We start from the raw sequence: 24,985 nt of genomic DNA, 5'->3' as shown, positions 1-24,985 counted from the left end.
GACCGATGGCGAAGCACGGGACCTCCACCATCGAGGAACATCACCGACGAGAAATCCCATTCATATTTGGCAATTGCATTTGAAGAACTAGCGTTAGGAGCACCAACATGACCATCGAAATGATCGAGTCCGAAGAGTTCAACCAGGGCACGCAGATCAAGGTGATCGGTGTGGGCGGCGGCGGCGGAAATGCCGTTGAACACATGATTTCCCGCAGCGTGCAAGGTGTGGAGTTTGTTTGCGCCAACACGGATGCACAGGCTCTGACACGCAGCAGCGCACATCGCACCATCCAGCTGGGCGGCAGCGGCCTGGGCGCGGGCAGCAAGCCCGACAAGGGCAAGGAAGCCGCCGAGCAGGCCGTCGAGGATATCCGCCAGGCCATCCAGGGTGCTCACATGCTGTTCATCACGGCGGGCATGGGCGGCGGCACCGGCACCGGTGCGGCTCCCGTGATCGCACGCGTTGCCAAGGACATGGGCATTCTCACCGTCGGCGTGGTGACCAAGCCATTCGACTGGGAAGGCGGCCGTCGCATGAAGAATGCCGACGAAGGCCTGACCGAGCTCGAGGCCAATGTCGACTCGCTGATCGTTGTGCTCAACGAAAAGCTGCTCGACGTGCTGGGCGACGAAATCACGCAGGACGAAGCGTTCGCGCATGCCAATGACGTTCTCAAGAACGCCGTGGGCGGCATTGCCGAAATCATCAACGAGTACGGCCAGGTGAACGTCGACTTCGAAGACGTGCGCACCGTGATGGGCGAGCCGGGCAAGGCGATGATGGGCACGGCCACCGCGAGCGGCCCCGACCGCGCGCGCATCGCTGCCGAGCAGGCGATTGCCTGCCCGCTGCTGGAAGGCATCGACCTGTCGGGCGCCAAGGGCGTGCTGGTCCTGGTCACGGCAAGCAAGGGCAGCCTCAAGCTGTCCGAGTCGCGCCTGGCCATGAACACCATCAACGCCTACGCGTCGCAGGATGCGCACGTGATCTTCGGTGCGGCCTACGACGAGTCGCTGGGCGACGACATCCGCGTGACGGTGGTGGCCACCGGCCTGTCGCGTGCCAACGCACGTCGCCAGCCGATTTCGGTGGTGCAGGGCGGCCTGCGCACCGGCACCGACAACCTGCCCTACACCATGGCTGTTGGCGGCGTGACTGCATCGGGAGGCATCAGCGGTGGTGCTGCACAGCCCGGCTACGACAACATGTCGGTGCCGAGCGTGTGGCGCACCAACCGCACCCATGCGACAGCGCGCGTGGATGCCCTGTCCTCGGGCGGCATGGAGGAGCTGGAAATCCCCGCCTTCCTGCGCAAGCAGGCGGACTGAGGTCCGGCGCGACGCCCTTGCCGCGTGCAGGGGCACCCGTTTCACGAGCGCCGTGTCAGCGCGCGGCGCCCGTGAAACGTTGAATATGAGCTACGTTCGGTTAAACAGAGAAGAGTGGAGGGAGCGGGCGACCGCTTCCTCTTTTTTTTGCTTCCGGCTTTTGTTTTTTTGCTTCCGATTTCGTAGCGCAAGGAGATTCTCTATTGGGGAAATAGAGAGATTGCTTCAGCCGGGTTACACCTGTTCACCTACAATCGAATGATGCTTCAGCAACGTACCATCAAGACTCTGACACGCGCCGTGGGCGTGGGTCTGCACAGCGGCCAGAGGGTCGAGTTGACGTTGCGTCCGGCACAGCCCGATACCGGCATCGTGTTCCGGCGGGTGGATCTTCCCGAGCCCGTGGACATTCCCGTGAATGCGCTGGCGATCGTCGATACGCGCATGGCGTCGACGATCGGCGTGGGCGGTGCCAAGGTCCATACCGTGGAGCATCTGATGTCGGCCTGCGCCGGCCTCGGCATCGACAACCTGTACATCGACATCACGGCCGAGGAAGTGCCCATTCTGGACGGGTCTTCCGCGTCGTTCGTGTTCCTGCTGCAAAGCGCGGGTGTCGAGAAGCAGAACGCTCCCAAGAAATTCATCCGCATCACCAAGCCCGTCGAGATCCGGCAGGGCGAGGGCGCCAACCTCAAATGGGCGCGTCTCGATCCGTACCACGGCTTCAAGCTGCGCTTCGAGATCGATTTTGCACACCCCGCGGTCGACTCCACCGGCCAGTGCGTCGAGTTCGACATGGGCGCGGGCAACTACACCCGCGACATCGCCCGGGCGCGCACCTTCGGCTTTACGAAGGACGTGGAGATGATGCGCGCCAACGGCCTCGCGCTCGGGGGCGGCCTCGACAACGCGATCGTGATGGACGACTACAAGGTCCTCAATTCCGACGGCCTGCGCTACGACGACGAGTTCGTGAAGCACAAGATCCTCGACGCCATCGGCGACCTGTACGTGGTCGGCAAGCCGTTGCTGGCGGCCTACAGCGCCTTCCGCTCGGGCCATGGCCTCAACAATCTGCTGCTGCGCGAACTGCTTGCGCACGAGGATTGCTGGGAGATCGCCACCTTCGACAGCGAGCGCCAGGCGCCCGCGGGCTTCGCGATGCCCGCGCACGCATGGTGAACAGGCACCTGCCGCCAGCGCCCTTGCCGTTGTCACTGCCATTGAGTTGCGCATGCTGATCTTCCGTGCCCTCGTCATGTTCCTGGTGGTGGCCGCGGCCCTGTGCTTCGGCTTCTATGCGGCCACGGGACAGCAGCAGTACAAGCGCTATGGCTTCATCATCATCAAGTGGACCCTGATCGCGGCGTTGGTGTTCTTTGCCGTGCTGTTCCTCGAACGCATTGTCTGAAAATCCGGTTTTTGAGACGGGCGGTTTGATTTTTCGCAATCAGTGATTGCATTTCCCCGCTTTGCACCTATACTCGCGCTTGCTCCGGGGTGCACGTATGGCGTGCTGAGACGGTGGACTTGACCACTGGAACCGCGAACTTGATCTGGTTAGTACCAGCGTAAGAAGAGCTGCAGTTGGATCTGCATGGGTGCCATGTCGCACGCATGCAGGCAATGGTTTGTGATGCCACAAGTCCATGTGCCCGGTCCGGCCGATTGCGGAGCATTCCATTCGAGAAATCCAAGGAGTGCCGCCATGAACGCCATCGACAAGTTTTCCCACCTGCTTTCGCTCACACGCGAACCCTTTCCTGCTTCCACCAAGAACTACCTGATCGGCAGCCAGCCCGACGTGCGCGTGCCCGTGCGCGACATCGCGCTGACCAATGGCGAGACGGTGAGCGTCTATGACACCTCGGGTCCCTACACCGACCCGAAGGTGGGGATCGACGTGCGCCAGGGCCTGCCCAGCGTGCGCGGCAGCTGGATCGATGCGCGTGGCGACAGCGAATACTATGCGGGCCGCCTGCGCGTGGCGCTTGACGATGGCCGCAAGGGCGACGCCGACGACATCCGCCTCGACCAGCTGCGTGCCGAAGCGGCCGCGCTGCAGCGCCAGCCGCGCCGCGCGAAAAGCGGTGCCAACGTGACGCAGATGCACTACGCCAAGCGCGGCATCATCACTCCCGAAATGGAATACGTGGCGATTCGCGAAAACGGCCGCCGCGAGTGGATGCAGCAATACATGCAGGACACTGCGCGCGAGCAGCGCCTGGCCGGCAATCCCATGGGTGCGAACATTCCCCGGATCATCACCCCCGAGTTCGTGCGTGACGAGGTGGCTCGCGGCCGCGCGATCATTCCCGCCAACATCAACCACCCCGAGGTCGAGCCAATGGCGATCGGCCGCAACTTCCTGGTGAAGATCAACGCCAACATCGGCAACTCCGCGGTGACCTCGAGCATCGAGGAAGAAGTGGAAAAGCTGGTGTGGGCGATCCGCTGGGGCGCCGACAATGTGATGGACCTCTCGACCGGCAAGAACATCCACACCACGCGCGACTGGATCGTGCGCAACTCGCCGGTGCCGATCGGCACCGTGCCGATCTACCAGGCGCTGGAGAAGGTGGGCGGCATCGCCGAGGACCTGACCTGGGAAATCTTCCGCGACACCCTGGTTGAGCAGGCCGAGCAGGGCGTGGACTATTTCACGATCCATGCTGGCGTGCGCCTGGCCTATATCCACCTCACCGCGCAGCGCCGCACCGGCATCGTCTCGCGCGGCGGCTCGATCATGGCCAAGTGGTGCATGGCGCATCACCGCGAAAGCTTCCTGTACGAGCATTTCGAGGACATCTGCGACATCATGAAACAGTACGACGTGAGCTTCTCGCTCGGCGACGGCCTGCGTCCCGGCTGCGCATCCGATGCGAACGACGAGGCACAGTTCGCCGAGCTGCACACGCTGGGCGAACTCACGCAGATCGCCTGGAAGCATGACGTGCAGACCATGATCGAAGGCCCCGGCCACGTGCCCATGCACATGATCCAGTCGAACATGACCGAGCAGCTCAAGCACTGCAACGAGGCGCCGTTCTACACCCTGGGCCCCCTGACGATCGACATCGCACCGGGCTACGACCACATCGCCTCGGCCATCGGCGCTGCGATGATCGGCTGGTTCGGTACCGCGATGCTGTGCTACGTGACGCCCAAGGAGCACCTGGGCCTGCCCGACCGCGACGACGTGAAGCAGGGCATCATCGCCTACAAGATCGCGGCGCACGCGGCCGATGTGGCCAAGGGACATCCGGGCTCGCGCTCGCGCGATGATGCGCTCAGCCAGGCGCGCTTCGATTTCCGCTGGGAAGACCAGTTCAACCTGGGTCTCGACCCCGATACCGCACGCGAATTCCACGACGAGACGCTGCCCAAGGACAGTGCCAAGGTGGCGCACTTCTGCTCGATGTGCGGACCGAAGTTCTGCTCGATGAAGATCACGCAGGAGGTGCGTGAGTTCGCGGCCAAGGGCATGCAGGAGAAGGCCGGCGAGTTCCGTGAAGGCGGCGGCGAGCTCTACATTCCGATCCAGCCCGTGGCGTGACGCTGATGCGAAGCCACGGTTCTTGCAATGGCAAAGCCGTGCAACGTAAAGCAAAGCTGACGTAAATCCGCCGCCTGCCGACTTGGCAGGCGGCTTTTTTCATGCAACATGGAATCGTGTGCAAGGCATCGGCTGCAGGGTGTTCCGCCCGTATGTCCGTATTGCTTGCCTGCCTGCCAACACAAGGAGGTTCACATGACTGCAAAGATTCGCATCGCGACGAGGACATTCACGGCGGCTGCCGTGGCGCTGGTGCTGGGCGTCACCACCCTGGGAACGGCCTTCGCACAGCCGGCCCGCCCGGACATCACGCGCAATGATCACCGGGATCACGACCGTCGTGGCCATGATGACCGTCGCGGCTATGACCGCCATGACAACCGTCGCCCGAATCCCCCGGGCCATGTGCGCAATGATCACTATCCGCGAGGGGCAGGCCCGGATCATCGATGGCATCGCGGGGACCGCATCCCGCCGGCCTATCGCACGCGCAGCTATGTGGTGGAGGACTGGCGTACGCACCGCCTGACTGCTCCGCCTCGGGGGTATCAGTGGGTGCAGTATGGGTCGGACTATCTGCTGGTCGCGATTGCGACCGGGGTGATTGCCTCGCTGATTCTCAGCAACTGATAAGAGGAGGTATGTTGTGTCGTCGGGGTTCGGCTTCTGCTTGCTTGTTTGAGGGTGGAGGCCGGGACTGCCCCCGGCGGGGCAGTAACTTTTTGCGCGCGCAAAAAGTCACCAAAAAGGCGTCTTAATACCCACGGCAGAACTCTCTTCGTTCCTTCGTCACTCCGTTCAAACAGCCGCCGTGAGTCAGTTGAAGGGGAGGAGTATTCGGCACGTCGCTGCGCTCGTGCTTTGGGCTTCGGTTGAATTGGGTTGAGTGGTATTTGCCCGCTACTCGTTTTTTGGACGCGCCCTTCGAAACTGGCGTGGCCTGATGCGCGGGCAGCCGTGCAAGGGCCGCCCCGCCGCACCGGCTGCGTCCCCCTTCCCGAATTGCGTAGCAATTCGAGAGAAGGGGGAAGGCGCGCAGCGCCTCAGGGAGATGCCATAAAACCTCGAGCGCGGCCTGTAAAACCGGCGCACCCCAAGGCGAGGGCAGCCGAGCAAGGGCCGTCCCGCAGCGAGGGCTGCGTCCCCCTTCCCGAATTGCGCAGCAATTCGAGAGAAGGGGGAAGGCGCGCAGCGCCTCAGGGGGATGCCTCTTAATAACTTCGTCCAGCCCTGTACATCGCATGCTGCTTGCGCTGCAACTGAGCCACTTCGTTCACCCTGGCCATCGCCATGCCCGCATGGGCATGCGTGATCGCCAGACCCAGGGCGTCGGCCGCGTCGGTGCCGGGCAGGCCGGGGAGTTGAAGGAGCCTGCGCACCATCTCCTGCACCTGGCTCTTGGCGGCGCGGCCGTGGCCGACCATGGCTTTTTTCATCTGCAGGGCGGTGTACTCGGCCACGGGCAGGTCCTGCGAGACCAGCGCGGCCAGGGCTGCGCCACGGGCCTGGCCCAGCAACAGGGTCGATTGCGGGTTCACGTTCACGAACACGATCTCCACCGTGGCCTGGTCGGGTTGGTAGCGCTTGACGACCTCGGTGACGCCCTCGAACAGCACCTTCAGGCGTCCCGGCAGGTCGCCGCGTGCGAGCGCGGTGGTCCGGATGGTGCCGCTGCCCACGTAGCCCAGTCGATGGCCGTCGACGTCCACGACCCCGAATCCGGTGGTCTGCAGTCCAGGGTCGATTCCCAGAATTCTCACGCGCTGTGCTTCCTGTCTTGGGGTATGAGCCTTGCAACTGGCTTGCATTTGGCTCATAGAATGTGTGGAAAGTTCAAAGATTCCGATAGACGGAACATCAAGAATTGTCCAACAAAAGTTTTCGCAAACTTCTAGACTGTAGCCGGAATGGAGCCAAGCCGTCTGGAGACAAGAGGGCGAACTCCTTGTTTGATGAAATGAGGTGATGGCCACGCTTGCCGTGGCTGCTGTCACCATAACAGGCGATCCGGGACGGTGCGAGGTGGTGGTCCGCCGGATTGGCCGATGAAAGAACTCATGAGCACCGAAGTCCGTTCCGTGCAGCGCGCGCTGCAGATTCTCCGGGTGATGAACGAGCGCGTGAGCTGGACGTTGCAGGAGTTGCACCAGCGCACGGGCCTTGCCAAGTCGACACTGCACCGCCTGCTCAGCACGCTCGAATCCGAGAAGTATGTGCGCACCGATCCGCATGTCTACGGCCACTATCAGCTCACCCAGGCAGTCGGCAACCTGAGCTGCGGCGTGACCACGCAGATGCAGCTGGCCGAGCTCGCGGCGCCCATCATGGTGAGCACCACGCATGCGATCAAATGGCCGCTGTCGCTGGGCGTGATCGACCACCACCAGATTCGCGTGGTGTACTGCACCATGCCCTACAGCCCCTATGCGATCCGTCCATCCAGCGTCGGCCGACGCTATGAGTTGACCGAGTCGGCCTCGGGGCGCGCCTACCTGTCGTTCTGCGGGCCGGTCGAGCGTCGCATCCTGATCGAAGAGATGAACAGCCGCGAAGACGATGGCCCGCGCCTGACCGACCTGCGTGCCATGCGCCGCATGATCCGCGAGACGCGCCGGCAGGGGTTTGCCGTGCGCTACGGCCATCACCGCTCGGAGAGTGCCGCGCTGGCCGTGCCGGTGTTCAGCGCGGGCATGCTGCGGGGGGTGCTGGTCTACACGACCTTTGCGCGCCAGATGGATGAGCGCATGCTCAAGCGCGCGGTGCCCACCGTGCTGGGAACGGCCCAGCGGATCGGCGAGGCCCTCGCACCCGTGCTGCGCGCGGCGGGTTCCAGCGAGGGTTTTGCGCCCGCGCGCGCGGAGCCGATCTCGCGCGTGGCCTGAACCTGGGCGCGCTCGGCTCAGGGCAGTTCGGTGCGCCCCATGCGGCCCATGATCACGCGCGTGCGGCCGTTCAGGTAGGCTGACTGCGGCTGCTTTTCAAAGCGCTTGGGCGCGGGCAGCATCACGGCAAGGCGTGCGGCCTCGGCAGAGCTGAGTTGTGATGCGTTCTTGCGGAAGTAGCGCTGCGCCGCAGCTTGCGCACCGAAGACGCCTTCACCCCATTCCACGTTGTTGAGATAGATCTCCAGGATGCGCTGCTTGCTGAGGAACTGTTCCAGCACCATGGTCAGCATCAGCTCCTGCCCCTTGCGCAGCATGCTGCGTTCGCCGGAGAGCAGCAGGTTCTTGGCAAGCTGCTGGGTGATTGTGGAGCCCCCGCGGATCTTTACCGGCTTGATCTGCCGGTCGGGATGGGCTTCCTGGCGCTGCGCGGCCTGCTCGGCAAGCCGGTTGTTGCGCTCCCAGTTCTTTTCGATGGCAGCCCAGTCCACGCCGTCGTGGTTGGCAAAGCCATCGTCTTCCGAGGCGATCACGGCCCGCTTGAGGGTCGGGGAGATCTGCTCGTAGGGCACCCATTCCTGCCTCCAGCGCAGCGTTCCCTGCGATGCCAGCTGCTGCCAGGCCTGCGATCGCTGGAAGGTCGTGGATTCGGGATCGAGCACTGCCATGAGCGCGATGCGCAGCACGAAGAACAGCTGCAGCGCAATGAAGGCCAGCACCAGCAGCGCCAGCCAGCGGATGGTTGCCTTCCATGCCGTTCCCATGCCCATGTCCTTGTTGCGTTACTTGCGTTGCCCGCCCCGGGTCCTTACGCCTTGCCTGAGGGCCGGGCGCCTTGCGCCGCGTCGATTTCCGCACGTAGCTCATTCAGCACCTGAGCCGCCGGTGGCCGCACGCCACGCCAGATGGAGAAGGACTCCGCCGCCTGCTCGACCAGCATGCCCAGGCCATCGCGCGCGATGGCGCCATGCTGCGCGGCCCAGTCGAGGAACCCTTGTGCGGCGGGCCCGTACATCATGTCATAAGCGAGGGCCCCGTTGCGCAGCACGCGGGCCGGCACGGGGGACGCCGCACCGGCGAGGCTGCTGGCGCTGCCGTTGATGACGATGTCGAAATCGCCCGCGATCTCCAGCAGCGGACTGGCCTCGAGCTGCGTGCCGGTGTCCAGGGCGATGACGGCATGCGTGTCCACGAGGTGCTGGGCCTTCTGCACCGTGCGGTTGGCGATGACGATGCGCCGCGGCTTCTCGCGCAGCAGCGGCCCGAGCACCCCGGCGGCGGCGCCGCCCGCGCCGATCAGCAGCACGTCGCGGCCCTGGAGCGGCACCCGCGCATTGCGGGTGATGTCGGCGACAAGCCCCAGGCCATCGGTGTTGTCCGCGCTGATGCGTCCGTCGGCATGCAGCACCAGCGTGTTGGCGGCACCTGCCAGCAGCACGCGCTCGCTTTTCTCGTCGGCGCAGTCGGCCGCCTCGAGCTTGAAGGGAACGGTGACGTTGCAGCCCTTGCCGCCCCGGGCGGCGAACTCCCTGACGGCCTGGGCGAAGCCCTCGATCGGCACGAGCATGCGCTCATAGTGCACGGGCTCGCCGGTGAGTGCGGCGAAACGGGCGTGGATGGCCGGCGAGCGGCTGTGGGCGATGGGGTTGCCCATCACGCAGTAGTGGAGCTGCTTGTCCTGCATGTGGCTGTTCTTTCATGCGTCGCGTTCAGGAGAGGCAGGTGCTGCACCGGCTGCAGGCACCATGGACCACCCTCAGCGCAGGTCGGTTTCCAGGGTCTGGTCGCGCGTGAACTTGAAACGCGAGACCACGGCGATCTGGTCTGCCTTGGAGCGCATCGCGGGGCCGAAATGGCCGAACGGGCCCGAGGCGGTGGCGATGGCTTCGGCGCGGCGATCCAGCTGCTTGTTGCCCGAGGTCTGGGCGACCTCGGTGTCGAGCACGCGGCCGTCGTGGTTCACCGTGATGATCATGATGAGCTCGCCGTAGAGCTTCTTGCCGCCCGCTTCCGGGAAGTTCTCGGTGCCCTTGTCCTCGACCTTGCGGCGCAGCGCATCGTAGTAGACGGCGTACACCTCCTCGCGCGTGGCGGGGCTGATGTAGCGTTTCTTGGGGCGCGCGTTTTCCTCGTTGATGCGCTTCTCGATCTCGGCAAGCACCTTCAGGAGCTGCTTGCGCTTTTCCTCCTGCACCTGGTTGTCGGCGCTCTGCGCCTGCTTGCGCGGATCGGGCGGAGGCAGCTTGGCGAGTTCCTTGCGCAGCGTGGCGAGCAGCTGGGTCTGCTGCTCCATCATCGAATCCATCTTGCGCTGTGCTTCTTCCAGGTCGTCGCCGATCGAGGTGAGCGCCGAGTAGGGCAGCGGGCTCGTCGCGCGGCCGCTGGCGGCCTCGCCGCCGCCGGCCAGCGCGGACTGCGCCACGGCCTGTGCCTTGTCGGGCGCCTCGGTGGATTTGGCATTGACCAGGATGACCTCGAGCGGCGTGTCCTCGAACACGCGATTGAAGCTTTCCGGGTCGACAAAGCGCACCGACAGGACGGCGGCGTGCACCAGGATGGAGGCGCCGAGCGCCAGTTGAAGGACGCTGAAGCGCTGGAGGAAGGCAGGCAGTTTCACGGCGCCTGATTATCTTCGGTGTTGGCGCTTTTGGGCTTGCCTTGTGGCGCATCTGCCGCATCGTTTTCGTTGACATCCACGGCGATCGCGATAGGGCCTGCCACCGAGTCGTCATCGTCCTCGTCTTCGGTGACGTCGCCGTCGTCGCCGGCATCGTCCGGATCGTCGAGGCGCTGCAGCACCGTGCCATGGATGTCGAGCGTGATCTCATCGATCTCGCCCAGCCTCACCAGCGCGCGCGCGCCGCGCGGCAGGTTCTGCGCGCCGAGCACGGAGATCACCAGTGGCAGCGTATCGGCGCGCACAAGCATGTTGCCGGCGCCGTTGTCCTTGATGACGGTGGCCTCGATTTCGGTGATCTGGTTCTGCTCCAGGTACTTCAGCGTCCAGAAGCGCTCCATGCCGGCCTGGTAGCCGTTGTAGGCGCTGTAGGCCGCATCGAAGCTCGAGATGATCGAGAACAGGTCCGCGTCCTTCGGCTTGAACGGTGCGGCGAGCGCGGCCGTCTTGCCATGGCGCGCGCACGCGATGATCTGCCACTGGTTGACCAGGTCGACATAGCGGCGCAGCGGCGATGTGGACCACGCGTAGCACTTCACGCCGATCCCGGCATGGGGCTGAGCCTTGGTGCCCATGCGCACCTTCACGCCGGGCGCGAGGCTGTACTGGCTACGGTAGATGCCGGGCACGTTGTGATCGGCAAGCAGCTGGCCCCAGGTGCTGTTGGCGACGATGGCTGCCTCGGCGACGATCAGGTCCAGCGGCGCGCCGCGCTTGCGCGTGGTGATGCTCACGGTTTCGCTGCCGTTCGGTTCGGCGCCGCCGTTGCCTTCCAGGCGGAAGGTGTAGTCGGGGCGGTTGAAGGTTTCGGGCTTGCCGCGCACCACCTCGCGCTGCGCCTTGAGCTGGCGGGCCAGGCGGTACAGGAACGAGAGTTCGGCGCGGCGATCAAGCAGCTCCTGCGGCGTTCCTTCGACGGTGAGGGAGGCATCGCCCAGCCATTCCTCGGTCACGATGTGGTCGAGCCGGTCGTGGCGCAGGTTGACGGCGACCGGCACGCGCTCGAGCCGGGTTTCGGTGCCGGTGATCTCCAGCGTCTCCTCGTTGATGGTCACATACAGCGAGACGGCCGGATTGGCGCGGCCTTCGTCGAGCGTGTAGATCTGCACGACCTCGTCGGGCAGCATCGTGATCTTGTAGCCCGGCATGTAGACCGTGGACAGGCGTGCACGCCCCACGTGGTCGATGGCCGAGCCCGGGTCGATGGCAAGGCCGGGCGCCGCGATGTGGATGCCCAGCGTCACGGTGCCGGAGCCCAGGCCCTGCACCGAGAGCGCATCGTCGATCTCGGTGGTGGCCGAATCATCGATGGAATAGGCCTGCACGTTCGCCAGCGGCAGATCCTGCGGGGGCTGAGGCGCGGTGAGCGGCGGGAAGCCGGTTCCCTTGGGGAAGTTCTCGAACAGGAAACGCTTCCAGTGGAACTGGTAGGCCGAGTCGATCGCGCCCGCGGCCTGCAGCAGGTCCAGCGGCGCCTTGTGCGTGGCGCGGCTGGCTTCGACGACGGCCTTGTACTCGGGAGCGTTCTTGTCGGGCTTGAACAGGATTCTGTAGAGCTGGTCGCGGATCGGCTGCGGGCAGGTGCCCGCGGCAAGTTCGTCCGCCCAGGCGGTGATCTGTGCGGCGATCTGCTTCTTCTTCTCGATGGCGGCCAGCGCCTGCTGCAGGATCTCGGCCGGCGCCTTCTTGAAGCGGCCCTTGCCCGCGCGACGGAAATAGTGCGGAGCCTCATGGAGCGCCAGCAGCGCGGCGGCCTGCTCGGTGAGCGATGCGGATTCGGAGAAATAGTCGCGTGCCAGGTCGGCGAATCCGAACTCGTCCTCGGGAGCGAATTCCCAGGCGAGGTCGAGCTCGATCGCGGCCGCCAGCTCACGCGCCTTGGCGAGCAGCTCGGCGGGCGAGGGCTTCTCGAACTTCAGCAGGATGTTGGCGGCCTTGACCTTGACGCGTTTTCCAGAGTCCAGCTCGATCTGGGCCGAGCTTTCCGCTTCAGAGAGGATGCGGCCGGCCTGAAACTTGCCGGCTTCTTCGAATAGTGCATGCATGGCGCTATTTTCCCATGGCGCGCCGTCTCCCCCAGGTGGGCCGTGAGAACCAAAGGATTTAACGGCAGGATTTAACGAAGGGATTAGCCCGGGAATCACCCAGGGGCGACGCATGCGCCCGAAGGCCGCTTGCCCGTCTATGATGCAGGGCTTGTCGCATTGCGCACGAGCCTGCGTGCCCAAATGAAAGCAGTCACTCACGTTCTTGCCCTGGCCACCCAAAGTCTGGCCGTGGCGGTTCCATTTCTCTTCGCCTACACGCGCTCGCCGATGACCAATTTCTGGCCATTGGTGGCAAGCGCCATGTGCGGCTGGCTGATCGTCATGCTCTGCATCACGCGCGTCGATCGCCCGGCCGAACTGCGCGAGGACCTGGGGCGCTGCCTGTGCTGGGGCCTGATCCTGGCCGGTGCGCTGGCATCGGTGATCGGGCTGATCCAGTTCTTCAAGGGCGATGCGGGGCTGTCGCCATGGATCTACCAGTCCACACTGGGGCAGGCCATCGGCAACCTGCGCCAGCGCAACCAGCAGGCCACGCTCATCCTGATGAGCGCCTTGGCACTGTTGCTGTGGCTGCCCGCCTTGCTTTCGCCGAACGCGCGCCCGCTGCGTCCGCGCTGGGGACCCTTGCTGTCGATTCTGGCGGCCGCGGCGCCATGGGTCCTGGTGCTGCTGTCCATGGGCAGTGGCGTGACGGCGTCGCGCACCGGTGCCGTGGAGTGGCTGGCGCTGGTCGTGCTGCTGTGGTTCTGGCGCGCCAGTGTGGGGCGGCTGGCGCTGCTCATGGGCGTGGCCGGGCTGCTGGCCTATCTGCTGTCGGCCTGGCTGTTGCCCGAGCTGCTTCTGCGCTGGACCGGCGTGCAGATGGATGGCCTGTTCATGCGCGTGGCAGACACCTCGCATCGCTGCACCAGCCGGCTGACGCTGTGGTCGAACATGCTGTACCTGATCGAGCAGCGGCCATGGCTCGGATGGGGCTGGGGCGAGCTCGACTACGCGCACTACAGCACGCTTTTCCCGGGCGAGCGCTTCTGCGTGCTGCTCGACAATGCCCACAACCTGCCGCTGCACCTGGCCGTCGAGCTGGGCCTGCCCGCGGCAGGCGCCTTCTGCGTTCTGGTGATCTGGGCCGTGTGGCGCGGCAAGCCCTGGCGCGAGACCGACCCCGTGCGCCAGCTGGCATGGGGGGTGCTGGCCCTCATCGGCATGCACAGCATGCTGGAGTTCCCGCTCTGGTACGGTCCGTTCCAACTGGTGGCGGTGCTGTCCATTGCCATTCTCCTGCTGCCGCGCGGCGAGGCACAGCCGAGGCCGCGGACGGTGATCCGGGTGCAGGTGGCGCTGCTCACGGCCTGTGTGGCGTGGCTGGCGGGAGCGTTCATCATCGGCAACGATTTCCGCCGCATGGCGCAGCTGTACATCGATCCTCCGCATCGCCTCGCCCAGTGGCGCGACCTGACCGCGCGCGAGGTGAGCCAGACCACCGGCTTCTTCGTCAACCCGGCCGAGTTCGCCTGGCTCACCACCACGACGGTGAACGAGCAGAACGCCGTGCAGATGCATGCGATGGCGCGGCGCCTGCTGCACTATTCGCCCGAGCCGCGCGTGATCACGAAGTTGATCACCAGCGCGCAGTTGCTGGGCCTCCAGGCTGACGTGCAGGAGCAGACCCAGCTGCTCGAGCGGGCCTATCCCGATGCGAGCAAGACGTTCCGGGAACAGCAAGAGCAGCAAAAGCAGAAGGCGTCGGCGGCATCCCAGGCCGGCAGCAGTGCGAGCCAGGCCACACCCGAGGGCTCCGGCGTCGCGGGGTCCTGAGTTCAGTCGCGAAGCAAGAGGACGCAAAAGGAGGGCGCGCGCGCCCTCCCGTCACACCAGGTCGCAGAAGCGGATCACGTCGCCCACCTGCGAGGCGAAGCTGCTCAGTGCGTGGTCGCCGCCCTCCAGCACGTGCAGCTCGGCGTGCGGATAGCGCTCCACCATCTCGCGCCAGTCCAGCAGTTCGTCACCCTTGGCGATGACGGCCATTTCGGGTGCGGCGGGCGGCAGGTGGCGTACGTCCAGGGCCTTGAGCTCATCGACGAAGTGGGGCTGGAAATAGAAATGCTCGTTCGGGTTGTGCCACGCGGTCTGCTCGCCGATGTGCCGCTGCAGGTCGCGTGCGGGATTCACCGCGGGGTTGAGCATCACGCTGCGGCAGGTTTGGTGCTGCGCAAACCAGCTCGCATAAAAGCCTCCCAGAGACGAGCCGATCACGGCGGTTGTCGCGCGCGGCCAGTGGCTGGTGGCGCTCGCCACCATCGCCATCGCATCCCGGGGAGACGGCGGCAACTGGGGGCACCAGAAGTGCACGTCGGGATGATCCCGCTTCACGGCGGCTGCGGTCAGCTGCGCCTTGGCGGACTGGGGGGATGAACGGAATCCGTGCAGATAGAGCAGATGCGTCGTTGCCATGGGAAGAAAGGAACAGAAGAGGAGAGAGCGTCGTCGAGAGCGCTGTCGAGTTCGATGTCTTGGTGCCCGATTCTGCACCTCGTGCGCAGGGTTGTGCGCCGCGCGGGGATAATCGCCGCCCATGTCCGCCGTTTTCGACAAACCCACCGTTCTGCAGCGCATCCTGCCCATGTTGCGCGGGTTCGACTGGCCGCTCATTTTCCTGCTGTTGGTGCTCACCTCGATCGGGCTCACGGCGATGTATTCGTCGGGCTATGACCACGGGACGCGGTTTACCGACCATGGCCGCAACATCCTGCTGGCGGCGGGCATCCTCTTCTGCGTCTCGCAGGTGCCGCCCCAGAAGCTCATGGCGCTGGCCGTGCCGCTCTACACCTTGGGGGTGGCGCTGCTGGTGGCGGTAGCGTTGTTCGGCATCACCAAGAAAGGAGCACAGCGCTGGATCAACGTGGGTGTGGTGATCCAGCCCAGCGAACTGCTCAAGATCGCGACGCCGCTGATGCTGGCATGGTGGTTCCAGAAGCGCGAAGGGCAGCTGCGCGCGCTGGATTTCGTGGTGGCCGGGGTGCTGCTGATGATCCCCGTGGGGCTGATCATGAAGCAGCCCGACCTGGGCACCTCGCTGCTGGTGATGGCGGCAGGGCTCTCTGTGATCTTCTTCGCGGGACTGCCATGGCGGCTGGTGATTCCGCCGATGGTGATCGGTGCCATCGGCATCGTGCTGATCGTCTGGTTCGAGCCGCAACTGTGCGCGGACGGGGTGCGCTGGCCCGTGCTGCACGACTACCAGCAGCAGCGCATCTGCACGCTGCTCGACCCCACGCGCGACCCGCTGGGCAAGGGGTTTCACATCATCCAGGGCATGATCGCGATCGGCTCGGGCGGCGTCTGGGGCAAGGGCTTCATGGCGGGCACGCAGACGCACCTGGAATTCATTCCCGAACGTACGACCGATTTCATCTTCGCCGCCTTCTCCGAAGAGTTCGGGCTGGTGGGCAATATTGCGCTGATCGTGAGCTTCCTGCTGCTGGTGTGGCGCGGCCTGGCCATCGCGGTGGGCGCGACCACGCTGTTCGGGCGGCTGATGGCCGGCGCGGTGTCGATGATCTTCTTCACCTACGCCTTCGTGAACATGGGCATGGTCAGCGGCATCCTGCCGGTCGTGGGCGTGCCTCTGCCGTTCGTGAGCTACGGCGGTACGGCGATGGTCACGCTGGGCCTTGCGCTCGGCGTGCTGATGTCGGTCGCGCGGGCCCAGAACCAGCCGTCGCAGGCGCCGCAGGAGGCGGCATAGCCGCCCAGGTCGCTACAGCGCTCTTACGCACATGTTGCAGCAGGGAGATGAGGCTCTGCCTAAAATGGGCGAATGATCTCCCGCGAACCCACCATTGAACGTTTGGCCATCGCCCGGCAGCTGCTGCTGGAGCCGTTCGGCCTTGATGAGTCCCATCTGGCCCGTGCGCTGGCGGAAATCCGCGCGCACCAGGTGGACGATGCCGACCTGTACTTCCAGTACACGCGCAGCGAGGGCTGGAGCCTGGAGGAGGGCATCGTCAAGACCGGCTCGTTCAGCATCGACCAGGGCGTCGGCGTCCGTGCGGTGAGCGGCGAGAAGACGGCCTTTGCCTATTCCGACGATATTTCCGAAGCCTCGCTGCTCGACGCGGCACGCACCGTGCGCTCGATCGCCTCGGTTGCCAAGTCGGCCCGCACCCGGGTGGGTGCCCGCAAGATTGCCCAAAGCCGCTCGCTGTATCCCGAACTCGACCCCATCGCGACCATGGACAGCACGGCCAAGGTGCAGTTGCTTGAGCGCGCCGAGAAGCTGGCCCGCTCCAAGGACCCGCGCGTGGTCCAGGTCATGGCGGGCCTGGCCGGCGAATACGACGTGGTGCTGGTCGCGCGTGCGGATGGCACGCTGGCGGCCGACGTGCGCCCGCTGGTGCGCATGTCGATCACCGTGATCGCAGAACAGAACGGGCGCCGCGAGGTCGGCTCGGCCGGCGGCGGCGGTCGCTTCGGCCTGGCCTACTTCGATGACGAACTGGTCCACCAATACGTGAGCGAAGCCGTGAATGCGGCGCTTGTCAATCTCGAATCGCGTCCTGCACCTGCCGGCGAGATGACCGTGGTGCTCGGCCCCGGCTGGCCCGGCGTGCTGTTGCACGAAGCGGTCGGGCACGGCCTGGAGGGCGATTTCAACCGCAAGGGATCGAGCGCATTCAGCGGCCGCATCGGCGAGCGCGTGGCCGCCAAGGGCGTCACCGTGCTGGACGACGGCACCATCGCCGACCGCCGCGGCTCGCTCAATGTCGACGACGAAGGCCATGCCACGCAGAAGAACGTGCTGATCGAGGACGGCATCCTCAAGGGCTACATCCAGGATGCGATGAATGCGCGCCTGATGAAGACCAGGCCCACGGGCAACGGCCGACGCGAGAGCTACGCGCATATTCCGATGCCGCGCATGACCAATACCTACATGCTGGGTGGCGACAAGGACCCGCAGGAAATCGTCGCCTCCATCAAGAAGGGCCTGTATGCGACCAATTTCGGTGGTGGCCAGGTGGACATCACCAGCGGCAAGTTCGTGTTCTCCGCGAGCGAGGCCTACTGGGTGGAGAACGGCAAGATCCTGTATCCCGTGAAGGGCGCCACCATCGTGGGCAGCGGCCCCGAGTCGCTCAAGAAGGTCAGCATGATCGGCAACGACATGAAGCTCGATTCGGGCGTCGGCACCTGCGGCAAGGAAGGCCAGAGCGTCCCCGTGGGCGTGGGTCAGCCGACCATGCGCATCGAGGGCCTGACCGTGGGGGGCACGGCGTGACCAGAACAACCCCCTGAGGCGCTGCGCGCCTTCCCCCTTCTCTCGAACTGCTGCGCAGTTCGGGAAGGGGGACGCAGCCGGTGCGGCGGGGCGGCCCTTGCACGGCTGCCTGCGCATCAGGCCACGCCAGTTTCAAAGGGCGCGTCCAAAAAACGAGTAGTGGGCAGATACCACTCAATCCAATTCCAACGAAGCCCAAAGCACGAGCGCAGCGACGTGCCGAAAATTCCTCTTCCAGACTGACTCGCGGTGGCTGTCTGAACGGAGCGCGTAGCGCGCAGTGAGTTTTACCGCGTGACCCCGTATGCCAAGCGCATTTTTGGTGACTTTTTGGGCAAGACCAAAAAGTTACTGCCCCGCCGGGGGCACTCCCGGCCTCCGCCCTCAACCCAAGAATAGCGACCGCATCAAAGCCCCCGGCACCCATCATCACCCACCCCCGACACAGAGCACCCCGATCAGGCCCCACAGAGGCTGTTGCGAAATCGCCACCAAAATTCTTGGTTGCAGTGCATCAAAAAGTGCTACATTGAACCCCTATGCAAGTACGCAGCGCGTTTTACTTTTACTTTTGGTTCTCGTCCAAGGCGGATGAGAGGCCACTGCGCGCACGTTAAAGACTAGCAAGCAAGTTCTCCCAAAAAACCGCCGAAGCTGAAAAGCCCGGCGGTTTTTTGTTTTTCCAGTCCCCTTTTTTGCCACGTTTCCCTTTCAGACAGTCAACCCGAAATCCACGAGGACGCAATTCAAATGACGACTCAAGCAACTTCTTCCGCTGATGCCTGGTATCGCAACGTCGAAAAAACCAGCAGTACCGACGACAACCGCATCAAGGACATCACCATGTTGCCTCCTCCGGAGCATTTGATCCGCTTCTTCCCGATCCTCGGCACCGAAGTGGAATCGCTGATCACCAACACGCGCCAGAACATCCAGAGGATCATGTCGGGCGAGGATGACCGCCTGCTGGTCGTCATCGGCCCCTGCTCGATCCATGATCCGGCGGCCGCCATCGACTACGCGAAGAAGCTGCGGGTCGTGCGCGAGCAGTACAAGGACACGCTGGAGATCGTGATGCGGGTGTACTTCGAGAAGCCGCGCACCACGGTCGGCTGGAAGGGCCTGATCAACGATCCGTACCTGGATGGCAGCTACCGCATCGATGAAGGGCTGCGGATCGCGCGCCAGCTGCTCATCGACATCAACCGCCTGGGCATTCCGGCCGCCAGCGAGTTCCTAGACGTGATCTCGCCGCAGTACATCGGCGACCTGATCAGCTGGGGCGCGATCGGTGCGCGCACGACGGAAAGCCAGGTGCACCGCGAACTCGCATCGGGCATCTCGGCGCCGATCGGCTTCAAGAACGGCACGGACGGCAACATCCGCATCGCCACCGACGCGATCCAGTCGGCCAGCCGCGGCCACCACTTCCTGTCGGTGCACAAGAACGGCCAGGTCGCCATCGTGCACACCAGCGGTAACCAGGACTGCCACGTCATCCTGCGCGGCGGCAAGACGCCGAACTACGATGCGGAGCATGTGGCAGCGGCATGCAAGGACCTCGAGGCCGCAGGCCTGAAGCCCACGTTGATGGTCGACTGCAGTCATGCCAATTCCAGCAAGCAGCACGAGAAGCAGCGGGATGTGGCGCGTGATATCGGCGCCCAGATCGCGGGTGGCTCGAAGTCGGTCTTCGGCGTGATGATCGAGAGCCACCTCAATGCAGGCGCGCAGAAGTTCACCCCCGGCAAGGATTCGCCCGCCGCGCTCGAGTACGGCAAGAGCATCACCGACGCCTGCCTCGGCTGGGACGATTCGCTGGCGACGCTGGCCGAATTGTCGTCTTCCGTACAGACGCGCCGCGCAGCTTGATGGAAAATGGGGTGCATGGCGACATTCGCCCTGATTTTTCCATTCGGCAAAGGACCATCACCATGCGCAGCGAAGTGACCGTGACATTCAGCCCGGAACAGGAGTTCCGCTTCGATCTCGAAGGCGCGGAACCGATGACCAACGATGCGGCGCGTCGCTGGCTGGACGGCGAGTTCGTGCGTCTGGACTGCGAACCCCTGCGCCCCAGCGGCAAGGTGCTGCTGGCCGACAAGGTGCTGGTGGTGGCCGCCAGCGCAGGCCCGCGCCTGCTGGAGGACGCCGGCTGGTCCATGCAGTTCGCGCGCGCGGCCAAGGCCGCCCTGGGCCGCGATGCGGTGCGCATCGACATTCCCTCGATGGCCGTGACATTCTGAGCCCGCTCTCGCTGAACAAAAAACGGTGCCCTGGGCACCGTTTTTTTATGGGATGAAAGGTGGGGGAGGCGCGTTCGCGCCTGTCGCGTCAGGGCTGTGCCAGTGCGGTCAGCAGCTTGGCGTGGATGCCGCCGAAGCTGCCGTTGCTCATGCAGACGATGTGGTCGCCGGGCCGGGCCTCGGCCATCAGCTGGGTTACCAGTGTGTCGATGTCTCCCGCCACATGGGCGCGCGCGCCCATCGGGGCCAGCGCCTCGGAGGCATTCCAGTCAAGTCCGGCGGTGTGGCAGAACACCTGGTCTGCGGACTCGAGCGCCCAGGGCAGCTGCGACTTCATCGTGCCGAGCTTCATGGTGTTGCTGCGCGGCTCGAATGCGGCGAGGATGCGTGCGTCCTTGCCGACCACGCGGCGCAGGCCGTCGAGCGTGGTGCGCAGCGCGGTCGGGTGGTGCGCGAAATCGTCATACACGGCGATGTTGCGTACCGTTCCGCGCAGTTCCATGCGGCGCTTGACGTTTTGGAACAGGGACAACGCCTCGGCCGCCTGGGCCGGGGAGACGCCGACGTGTTCCGCGGCAGCCATCGCGGCCAGGGCATTGAGCTGGTTGTGCACGCCGCTCAGGTCCCACTTCACGTGGGCGACGGCCTGGCCACGGCGCAACACGTCGAAGTCGCCGGGTTCGCCGCTCGCGCCAAAATCGCTGATCGCGTCGCCGAATGTCGTCACTTCGCTCCAGCAGCCTGCATGCAGCACGCGGGTCAGGCTTTCTTCCAGGGCATTCACGACCACCCGGCCGCTTGCGGGCACGGTGCGCACGAGGTGGTGGAACTGGCGCTCGATTGCGGCGAGATCGTCGAAGATATCGGCGTGATCGAATTCAAGGTTGTTCAGCACCGCCGTGCGGGGGCGGTAGTGCACGAACTTGCTTCGCTTGTCGAAGAAGGCGGTGTCGTACTCGTCGGCCTCGATCACGAAGAGCGGAGCCTCGCCCTGTCTTGCCGCTCCATACGCCGAGGCGGCAGGCGAGCCGAGGCGCGCGGACACGCCGAAATTCAGCGGCACGCCGCCGACCAGGAAGCCGGGTTTGCGGCCAGCATGCTCAAGGATCCAGGCGAGCATCGACGTGGTCGTGGTCTTGCCATGGGTTCCCGCGACGGCCAGCACATGACGGCCCTGCAGCACGTTCTCGGACAGCCACTGCGGCCCGCTGATATAGGGGGCGCCGGCATCGAGGATGGCCTCCATGAGCGGAAACTTCGGGGTGCCGTCCGGCAGGCGGGCGCGGCTCACCACATTGCCGATCACGAACACGTCGGGCTTGAGCGCCAGTTGGTCGGCCGCGTAGCCTTCGATCAGATCAATCCCCAGGGCCCGCAGCTGATCGCTCATCGGCGGGTAGACGCCCGCATCGCAACCCGTCACGCGGTGTCCGGCTTCCCGGGCCAACGCAGCCACGCCACCCATGAAGGTGCCGCAAATCCCCAGAATGTGTATGTGCATGGCGACGATTCTACGAGTGGATCGAAAGCACGCCGGTCGAAGCGCGGGAAGAGGCCCGTTTGTGGGGGTATTGCGCTCCTGAATATGTAGCCAATGGTGTTATTTGCCGAGGTGGGCGGTTGCAGGATGTCACGCAAACTTTCAGGTATTGGCATTGGAGCGACAATGTCTGCTGGTCTGCCGTTCTCCCGCCCTGTGCCGCCAGGCCATTGGAAGAGGCGGGGCGAACCCATGCCGAGAACAGGATTGCCGCCATGAATGACGCTCTTGCCACCGAAATTGCGAATGCCGCCGCACGCCTTGTGGTCGAAGAGGGCCTGGAGTGGGGGCCTGCCAAGCGCCGTGCGGTCAAGCAACTGGGACTGCCGCACCGCACGCAGCTGCCGGACAACGATCTGGTGGAAGATGCCGTGCGTGAGTACATCGGCCTGTTCTGCGCGGACACCCAGCCCACCGAACTGCGCGCATTGCGCCAGCTGGCCCTGGTCTGGATGGAGCGCATGCGCGACTTTCGCCCCTATCTGGCAGGGGCGGTCTGGCATGGCACGGCCACCCGGCTGTCCGACGTATATATACAGATGTTCTGCGATGACCCCAAATCGGCAGAGATCTGCCTGATCGATCATCACGTGGAATACGAGCCCCGGTCCGTGACGGGCTTTCGCGGGGAGCTGGTGGACGCGCTGAGCGTGAGCAGTCTCTCGCCGGAGCTCGCAGAGCACATCGGCGTGCACCTGATGGTCTATGACCTCGACGACCTGCGTGGTGCGCTCAAGCCGGACGCGCGCGGCAGGCTGCCGCGCGGCGACCTGGAGGCCGTGCGTGCGCTGCTGGCGCGGCCCGATGCCTGAGAGCGCAACCATCCTCGATACCCCGACTGCACTTTCCGAATTTTCCGAGACCCCTCACATGTCCACTCCCGCCGAACCAGAAGCCGCTGCTACCCCGTCCACCGTTGCCGGCGATTCGTCCGTGTCGCGCCGCCGCTGGCTGATGACGGGTGCCGGTGTGGCCGCCGCCGCTGCGGGAGCCGGCCTGGCGTGGTGGAGGCTGCAGCCGCATGCCGTGGAGGATGGAGTGGCCGCATCGTTCTGGAATGCGTCGATGGAGACATTGGATGGCGCTACCCTGACGATGCGCAAATTCCATGGCCGCCCGCTGCTGCTGAACTTCTGGGCCACGTGGTGCCCGCCCTGTGTCGAGGAACTGCCGCTGCTCAACCGATTCTTTACCGAACATGCCGGCAAGGGCTTTCAAGTGTTGGGATTGGCCATCGATCAACCGGCAGCCGTACGAAAGTTCCTGGACCGTACGCCACTTGATTTCCCCATTGCGCTGGCTGGATTGGCGGGAACGGATCTGGGCCGCGCACTCGGAAACGACGCGGGGGGGCTGCCGTTTTCTGTTCTGTTCGGTAAAGATGGGAACATCTTGCAGCGTAAAATGGGACAATTGAACGAACAAGACATGCTGCAATGGACTTTGCAGGTCTGAGAAGCCCCTCATTCCCTGCTGGAGTTGCAGATATTTGCGCTTAGTTCGATGCAATAGGCTGAAATTGGGGTAAATTTGCGCCCCATTCTGTTTCTAGCCGTTGGAGCTCCCATGGATTTGCGAAAACTTAAAACCCTCATCGACCTGGTGTCCGAGTCGAACGTCTCTGAACTCGAGATCACCGAAGCCGAGGGCAAAGTGCGCATTGTCAAAGGCGGTGGTGCCGTGGTGCAGCAGGTGGTTGCTGCGCCGATGATGGCCCAGCCCATGGCGGCAGCGCCTGCCGTCGCGGCTGCTGCCCCGGCAGCCGAAGCTGCAGCGCCTGCAGCTGCAGCGCCTGCGGGACATTCCGTCAAGTCGCCGATGGTCGGCACGTTCTACCGCTCGGCCAGCCCTGGAGCCAAGCCGTTCGTCGAGATCGGCGCCCAGGTCAAGGAAGGCGACACGCTGTGCATCATCGAGGCGATGAAGATCCTCAACGAGATCGAGGCCGACAAGTCCGGCACGGTGACCCGCGTGCTGGCCGAGAACGGTCAGGCGGTCGAGTACGGTCAGTCCCTGTTCGTGATCGAGTGAAGCGACACGCATGTTCAAGAAAATCCTAGTTGCCAACCGCGGTGAAATCGCCCTGCGAATTCAGCGCGCGTGCCGCGAGCTGGGCGTCAAGGCGGTGATGGTCTACTCCGAGGCCGATCGCGATGCCAAGTACGTCAAGCTCGCAGAGGAAGCGGTCTGCATCGGCCCCGCGCCGTCCGCGCTTTCCTACCTGAATATGCCGGCCATCATTTCCGCTGCGGAAGTGACGGACGCAGAAGCCATCCATCCAGGCTATGGCTTCCTCTCCGAGAACGCCGACTTTGCCGAGCGTGTGGAGAAGAGCGGTTTCCAGTTCATCGGCCCCACGCCAGAATCCATCCGCATCATGGGCGACAAGGTGTCGGCCAAGCAGGCGATGATCCGCGCGGGCGTGCCCTGCGTCCCGGGCTCGGACGGCGAACTGCCCGATGATCCGGTGGCGATCCGCCGCATTGCGCGCTCGGTCGGCTATCCCGTGATCATCAAGGCCGCAGGCGGCGGCGGTGGCCGCGGCATGCGTGTGGTGCACACCGAGGCCGCGCTGGTCAACGCCGTGCAGATGACCAAGGCCGAGGCGGGCACCGCATTCGGCAATCCGGCCGTGTACATGGAGAAGTTCCTCCAGAACCCGCGCCACATTGAAATCCAGGTCATCGCCGACAAGTTCAAGAACGCCGTGTATCTGGGCGAGCGCGACTGCTCGATGCAGCGCCGCCACCAGAAGGTGATCGAGGAAGCGCCGGCGCCGGGCATTCCGCGCAAGCTGATCGAGAAGATCGGCGAGCGCTGCGTGGCTGCCTGCAAGAAGATCGGCTACCGCGGCGCGGGCACGTTCGAGTTCCTGTACGAGAACGGCGAGTTCTACTTCATCGAGATGAACACCCGCGTGCAGGTGGAGCATCCGGTGACCGAGTGGATCACCGGCGTGGACATCGTGAAGACGCAGATCATGGTCGCCGCCGGCGAGAAGCTGCCGTTCACGCAGCGCCAGATCGAGATTCGCGGCCATGCCATCGAATGCCGCATCAACGCGGAAGATCCCTACAAGTTCACCCCGTCGCCGGGCCGTATCTCGATGTGGCATGCACCGGGCGGCCCCGGCGTGCGCGTGGATTCGCATGTCTACACGAACTACTTCGTGCCGCCGAACTACGACTCGATGATCGGCAAGCTCATCGTGCACGGCGATACCCGCGAGGAAGCGATCGCGCGCATGCGCACCGCGCTGCTCGAGACCGTGGTCGAGGGCATCAACACCAACGTGCCGCTGCATCGCGACCTGATGGTGGACGCCAAGTTCAATGCCGGCGGCACCAACATCCACTACCTGGAAGAGTGGCTCGCTCAGCGCAAGCGCTGATGCACCTCCTGTTCCGGCCGGCCTGCGCCCTGG

General features: G+C 64.6%; 22 protein-coding genes and 1 riboswitch. Of the genes, 15 read left to right on the top strand and 7 right to left on the bottom strand.

Annotation, left to right across the window (positions count from 1 at the left end; all coding sequences use genetic code 11):
* Positions 1 to 107 precede the first annotated feature (107 nt).
* From ftsZ to H9K76_RS19635, 5 genes are all read left to right on the top strand, one after another.
* On the top strand, positions 108 to 1,331 hold the full coding sequence (ftsZ, locus tag H9K76_RS19655) for a cell division protein FtsZ (RefSeq protein WP_187596974.1): 1,224 nt from the start codon (positions 108 to 110) through the stop codon (positions 1,329 to 1,331).
* Positions 1,332 to 1,592: 261 nt separating this feature from the next.
* The gene (lpxC, locus tag H9K76_RS19650; RefSeq protein WP_187596973.1) at positions 1,593 to 2,516 is read left to right on the top strand and encodes a UDP-3-O-acyl-N-acetylglucosamine deacetylase; all 924 of its coding nucleotides are present in this window, start codon (positions 1,593 to 1,595) and stop codon (positions 2,514 to 2,516) included.
* Between the two features lie 52 nt (positions 2,517 to 2,568).
* The gene (locus tag H9K76_RS19645; protein WP_187596972.1) at positions 2,569 to 2,745 is read left to right on the top strand and encodes a hypothetical protein; all 177 of its coding nucleotides are present in this window, start codon (positions 2,569 to 2,571) and stop codon (positions 2,743 to 2,745) included.
* Between the two features lie 75 nt (positions 2,746 to 2,820).
* Positions 2,821 to 2,929: riboswitch (TPP riboswitch) on the top strand.
* A gap of 113 nt (positions 2,930 to 3,042) precedes the next feature.
* Positions 3,043 to 4,890 carry a phosphomethylpyrimidine synthase ThiC gene (gene thiC / locus H9K76_RS19640; protein ID WP_187596971.1) on the top strand — a complete coding sequence of 616 codons (1,848 nt, stop codon included), beginning with the start codon at positions 3,043 to 3,045 and terminating at the stop codon, positions 4,888 to 4,890.
* Positions 4,891 to 5,085: 195 nt separating this feature from the next.
* Positions 5,086 to 5,520, top strand: a complete 435-nt coding sequence (locus tag H9K76_RS19635; RefSeq protein ID WP_187596970.1) for an RcnB family protein — start codon at positions 5,086 to 5,088, stop codon at positions 5,518 to 5,520.
* A 581-nt stretch (positions 5,521 to 6,101) separates the two neighbouring features.
* Here the strand turns inward: H9K76_RS19635 and ruvC are convergent.
* The gene (gene ruvC, locus H9K76_RS19630; RefSeq protein ID WP_187596969.1) at positions 6,102 to 6,650 is read right to left on the bottom strand and encodes a crossover junction endodeoxyribonuclease RuvC; all 549 of its coding nucleotides are present in this window, start codon (positions 6,648 to 6,650) and stop codon (positions 6,102 to 6,104) included.
* Between the two features lie 297 nt (positions 6,651 to 6,947).
* Here ruvC and H9K76_RS19625 point away from each other — a divergent pair, with 297 nt between their 5' ends.
* The gene (locus H9K76_RS19625; protein WP_187596968.1) at positions 6,948 to 7,772 is read left to right on the top strand and encodes a helix-turn-helix domain-containing protein; all 825 of its coding nucleotides are present in this window, start codon (positions 6,948 to 6,950) and stop codon (positions 7,770 to 7,772) included.
* Between the two features lie 17 nt (positions 7,773 to 7,789).
* Here the strand turns inward: H9K76_RS19625 and mtgA are convergent, their stop codons facing one another.
* From mtgA to H9K76_RS19605, 4 genes are all read right to left on the bottom strand, one after another.
* Positions 7,790 to 8,536, bottom strand: coding sequence for a monofunctional biosynthetic peptidoglycan transglycosylase (gene mtgA / locus H9K76_RS19620; RefSeq protein ID WP_187596967.1), 747 nt, complete (start codon positions 8,534 to 8,536; stop codon positions 7,790 to 7,792).
* 44 nt (positions 8,537 to 8,580) lie between these two features.
* Entirely contained in the window at positions 8,581 to 9,456 is an 876-nt protein-coding gene (aroE, locus tag H9K76_RS19615) for a shikimate dehydrogenase (RefSeq protein WP_187596966.1), read from the bottom strand.
* Positions 9,457 to 9,528: 72 nt separating this feature from the next.
* Positions 9,529 to 10,389: an energy transducer TonB gene (locus H9K76_RS19610; RefSeq protein WP_187596965.1), complete on the bottom strand. Its 861-nt coding sequence runs from the start codon at positions 10,387 to 10,389 to the stop codon at positions 9,529 to 9,531.
* Entirely contained in the window at positions 10,386 to 12,494 is a 2,109-nt protein-coding gene (locus H9K76_RS19605; protein WP_187596964.1) for a ribonuclease catalytic domain-containing protein, read from the bottom strand. The genes H9K76_RS19610 and H9K76_RS19605 overlap by 4 nt, the downstream gene beginning before the upstream one ends.
* Before the next feature lie 183 nt (positions 12,495 to 12,677).
* Between H9K76_RS19605 and H9K76_RS19600 the strand changes: the two genes are divergently transcribed.
* Entirely contained in the window at positions 12,678 to 14,312 is a 1,635-nt protein-coding gene (locus H9K76_RS19600; RefSeq protein ID WP_187596963.1) for a PglL family O-oligosaccharyltransferase, read from the top strand.
* Between the two features lie 51 nt (positions 14,313 to 14,363).
* Here the strand turns inward: H9K76_RS19600 and H9K76_RS19595 are convergent, their stop codons facing one another.
* A complete protein-coding gene (locus H9K76_RS19595) occupies positions 14,364 to 14,948 on the bottom strand; it encodes a YqiA/YcfP family alpha/beta fold hydrolase (protein ID WP_187596962.1) in 585 nt (194 codons plus the stop codon).
* A gap of 121 nt (positions 14,949 to 15,069) precedes the next feature.
* Here H9K76_RS19595 and rodA point away from each other — a divergent pair, with 121 nt between their 5' ends.
* From rodA to H9K76_RS19575, 4 genes are all read left to right on the top strand, one after another.
* Positions 15,070 to 16,242, top strand: coding sequence for a rod shape-determining protein RodA (gene rodA / locus H9K76_RS19590; protein WP_187596961.1), 1,173 nt, complete (start codon positions 15,070 to 15,072; stop codon positions 16,240 to 16,242).
* Between the two features lie 72 nt (positions 16,243 to 16,314).
* A complete protein-coding gene (gene tldD / locus H9K76_RS19585; RefSeq protein ID WP_187596960.1) occupies positions 16,315 to 17,775 on the top strand; it encodes a metalloprotease TldD in 1,461 nt (486 codons plus the stop codon).
* Between the two features lie 750 nt (positions 17,776 to 18,525).
* Complete coding sequence (locus H9K76_RS19580; RefSeq protein WP_187596959.1) at positions 18,526 to 19,647, top strand: 3-deoxy-7-phosphoheptulonate synthase; 1,122 nt, start codon at positions 18,526 to 18,528, stop codon at positions 19,645 to 19,647.
* A gap of 62 nt (positions 19,648 to 19,709) precedes the next feature.
* A complete protein-coding gene (locus tag H9K76_RS19575; RefSeq protein WP_187596958.1) occupies positions 19,710 to 20,021 on the top strand; it encodes a hypothetical protein in 312 nt (103 codons plus the stop codon).
* Between the two features lie 88 nt (positions 20,022 to 20,109).
* On the opposite strand, the gene mpl is transcribed toward H9K76_RS19575, so the two are convergent.
* Positions 20,110 to 21,522 carry a UDP-N-acetylmuramate:L-alanyl-gamma-D-glutamyl-meso-diaminopimelate ligase gene (mpl, locus tag H9K76_RS19570; RefSeq protein ID WP_187596957.1) on the bottom strand — a complete coding sequence of 471 codons (1,413 nt, stop codon included), beginning with the start codon at positions 21,520 to 21,522 and terminating at the stop codon, positions 20,110 to 20,112.
* Between the two features lie 254 nt (positions 21,523 to 21,776).
* On the opposite strand from mpl, the gene H9K76_RS19565 reads away from it, so the two are divergent.
* The 4 genes from H9K76_RS19565 to accC all read left to right on the top strand — a co-directional run bounded on the left by H9K76_RS19565 (position 21,777) and on the right by accC (position 24,952).
* Positions 21,777 to 22,373, top strand: a complete 597-nt coding sequence (locus H9K76_RS19565) for a hypothetical protein (RefSeq protein ID WP_187596956.1) — start codon at positions 21,777 to 21,779, stop codon at positions 22,371 to 22,373.
* A gap of 58 nt (positions 22,374 to 22,431) precedes the next feature.
* Positions 22,432 to 23,016 (top strand): TlpA disulfide reductase family protein, encoded by a 585-nt coding sequence (locus H9K76_RS19560; RefSeq protein ID WP_187596955.1) that lies wholly within the window; start codon positions 22,432 to 22,434, stop codon positions 23,014 to 23,016.
* Between the two features lie 111 nt (positions 23,017 to 23,127).
* Positions 23,128 to 23,592 (top strand): acetyl-CoA carboxylase biotin carboxyl carrier protein, encoded by a 465-nt coding sequence (gene accB / locus H9K76_RS19555; protein WP_187596954.1) that lies wholly within the window; start codon positions 23,128 to 23,130, stop codon positions 23,590 to 23,592.
* Between the two features lie 10 nt (positions 23,593 to 23,602).
* Positions 23,603 to 24,952, top strand: a complete 1,350-nt coding sequence (accC, locus tag H9K76_RS19550; RefSeq protein WP_187596953.1) for an acetyl-CoA carboxylase biotin carboxylase subunit — start codon at positions 23,603 to 23,605, stop codon at positions 24,950 to 24,952.
* The last annotated feature ends 33 nt before the right edge of the window (positions 24,953 to 24,985 follow it).

The organism is Diaphorobacter ruginosibacter, from assembly GCF_014395975.1.
GTDB lineage: Bacteria > Pseudomonadota > Gammaproteobacteria > Burkholderiales > Burkholderiaceae_C > Diaphorobacter_A > Diaphorobacter_A ruginosibacter.
The sequence above is the reverse complement of the archived record's forward strand: the minus strand, read 5'-3'. Positions and strand labels throughout refer to the sequence as shown.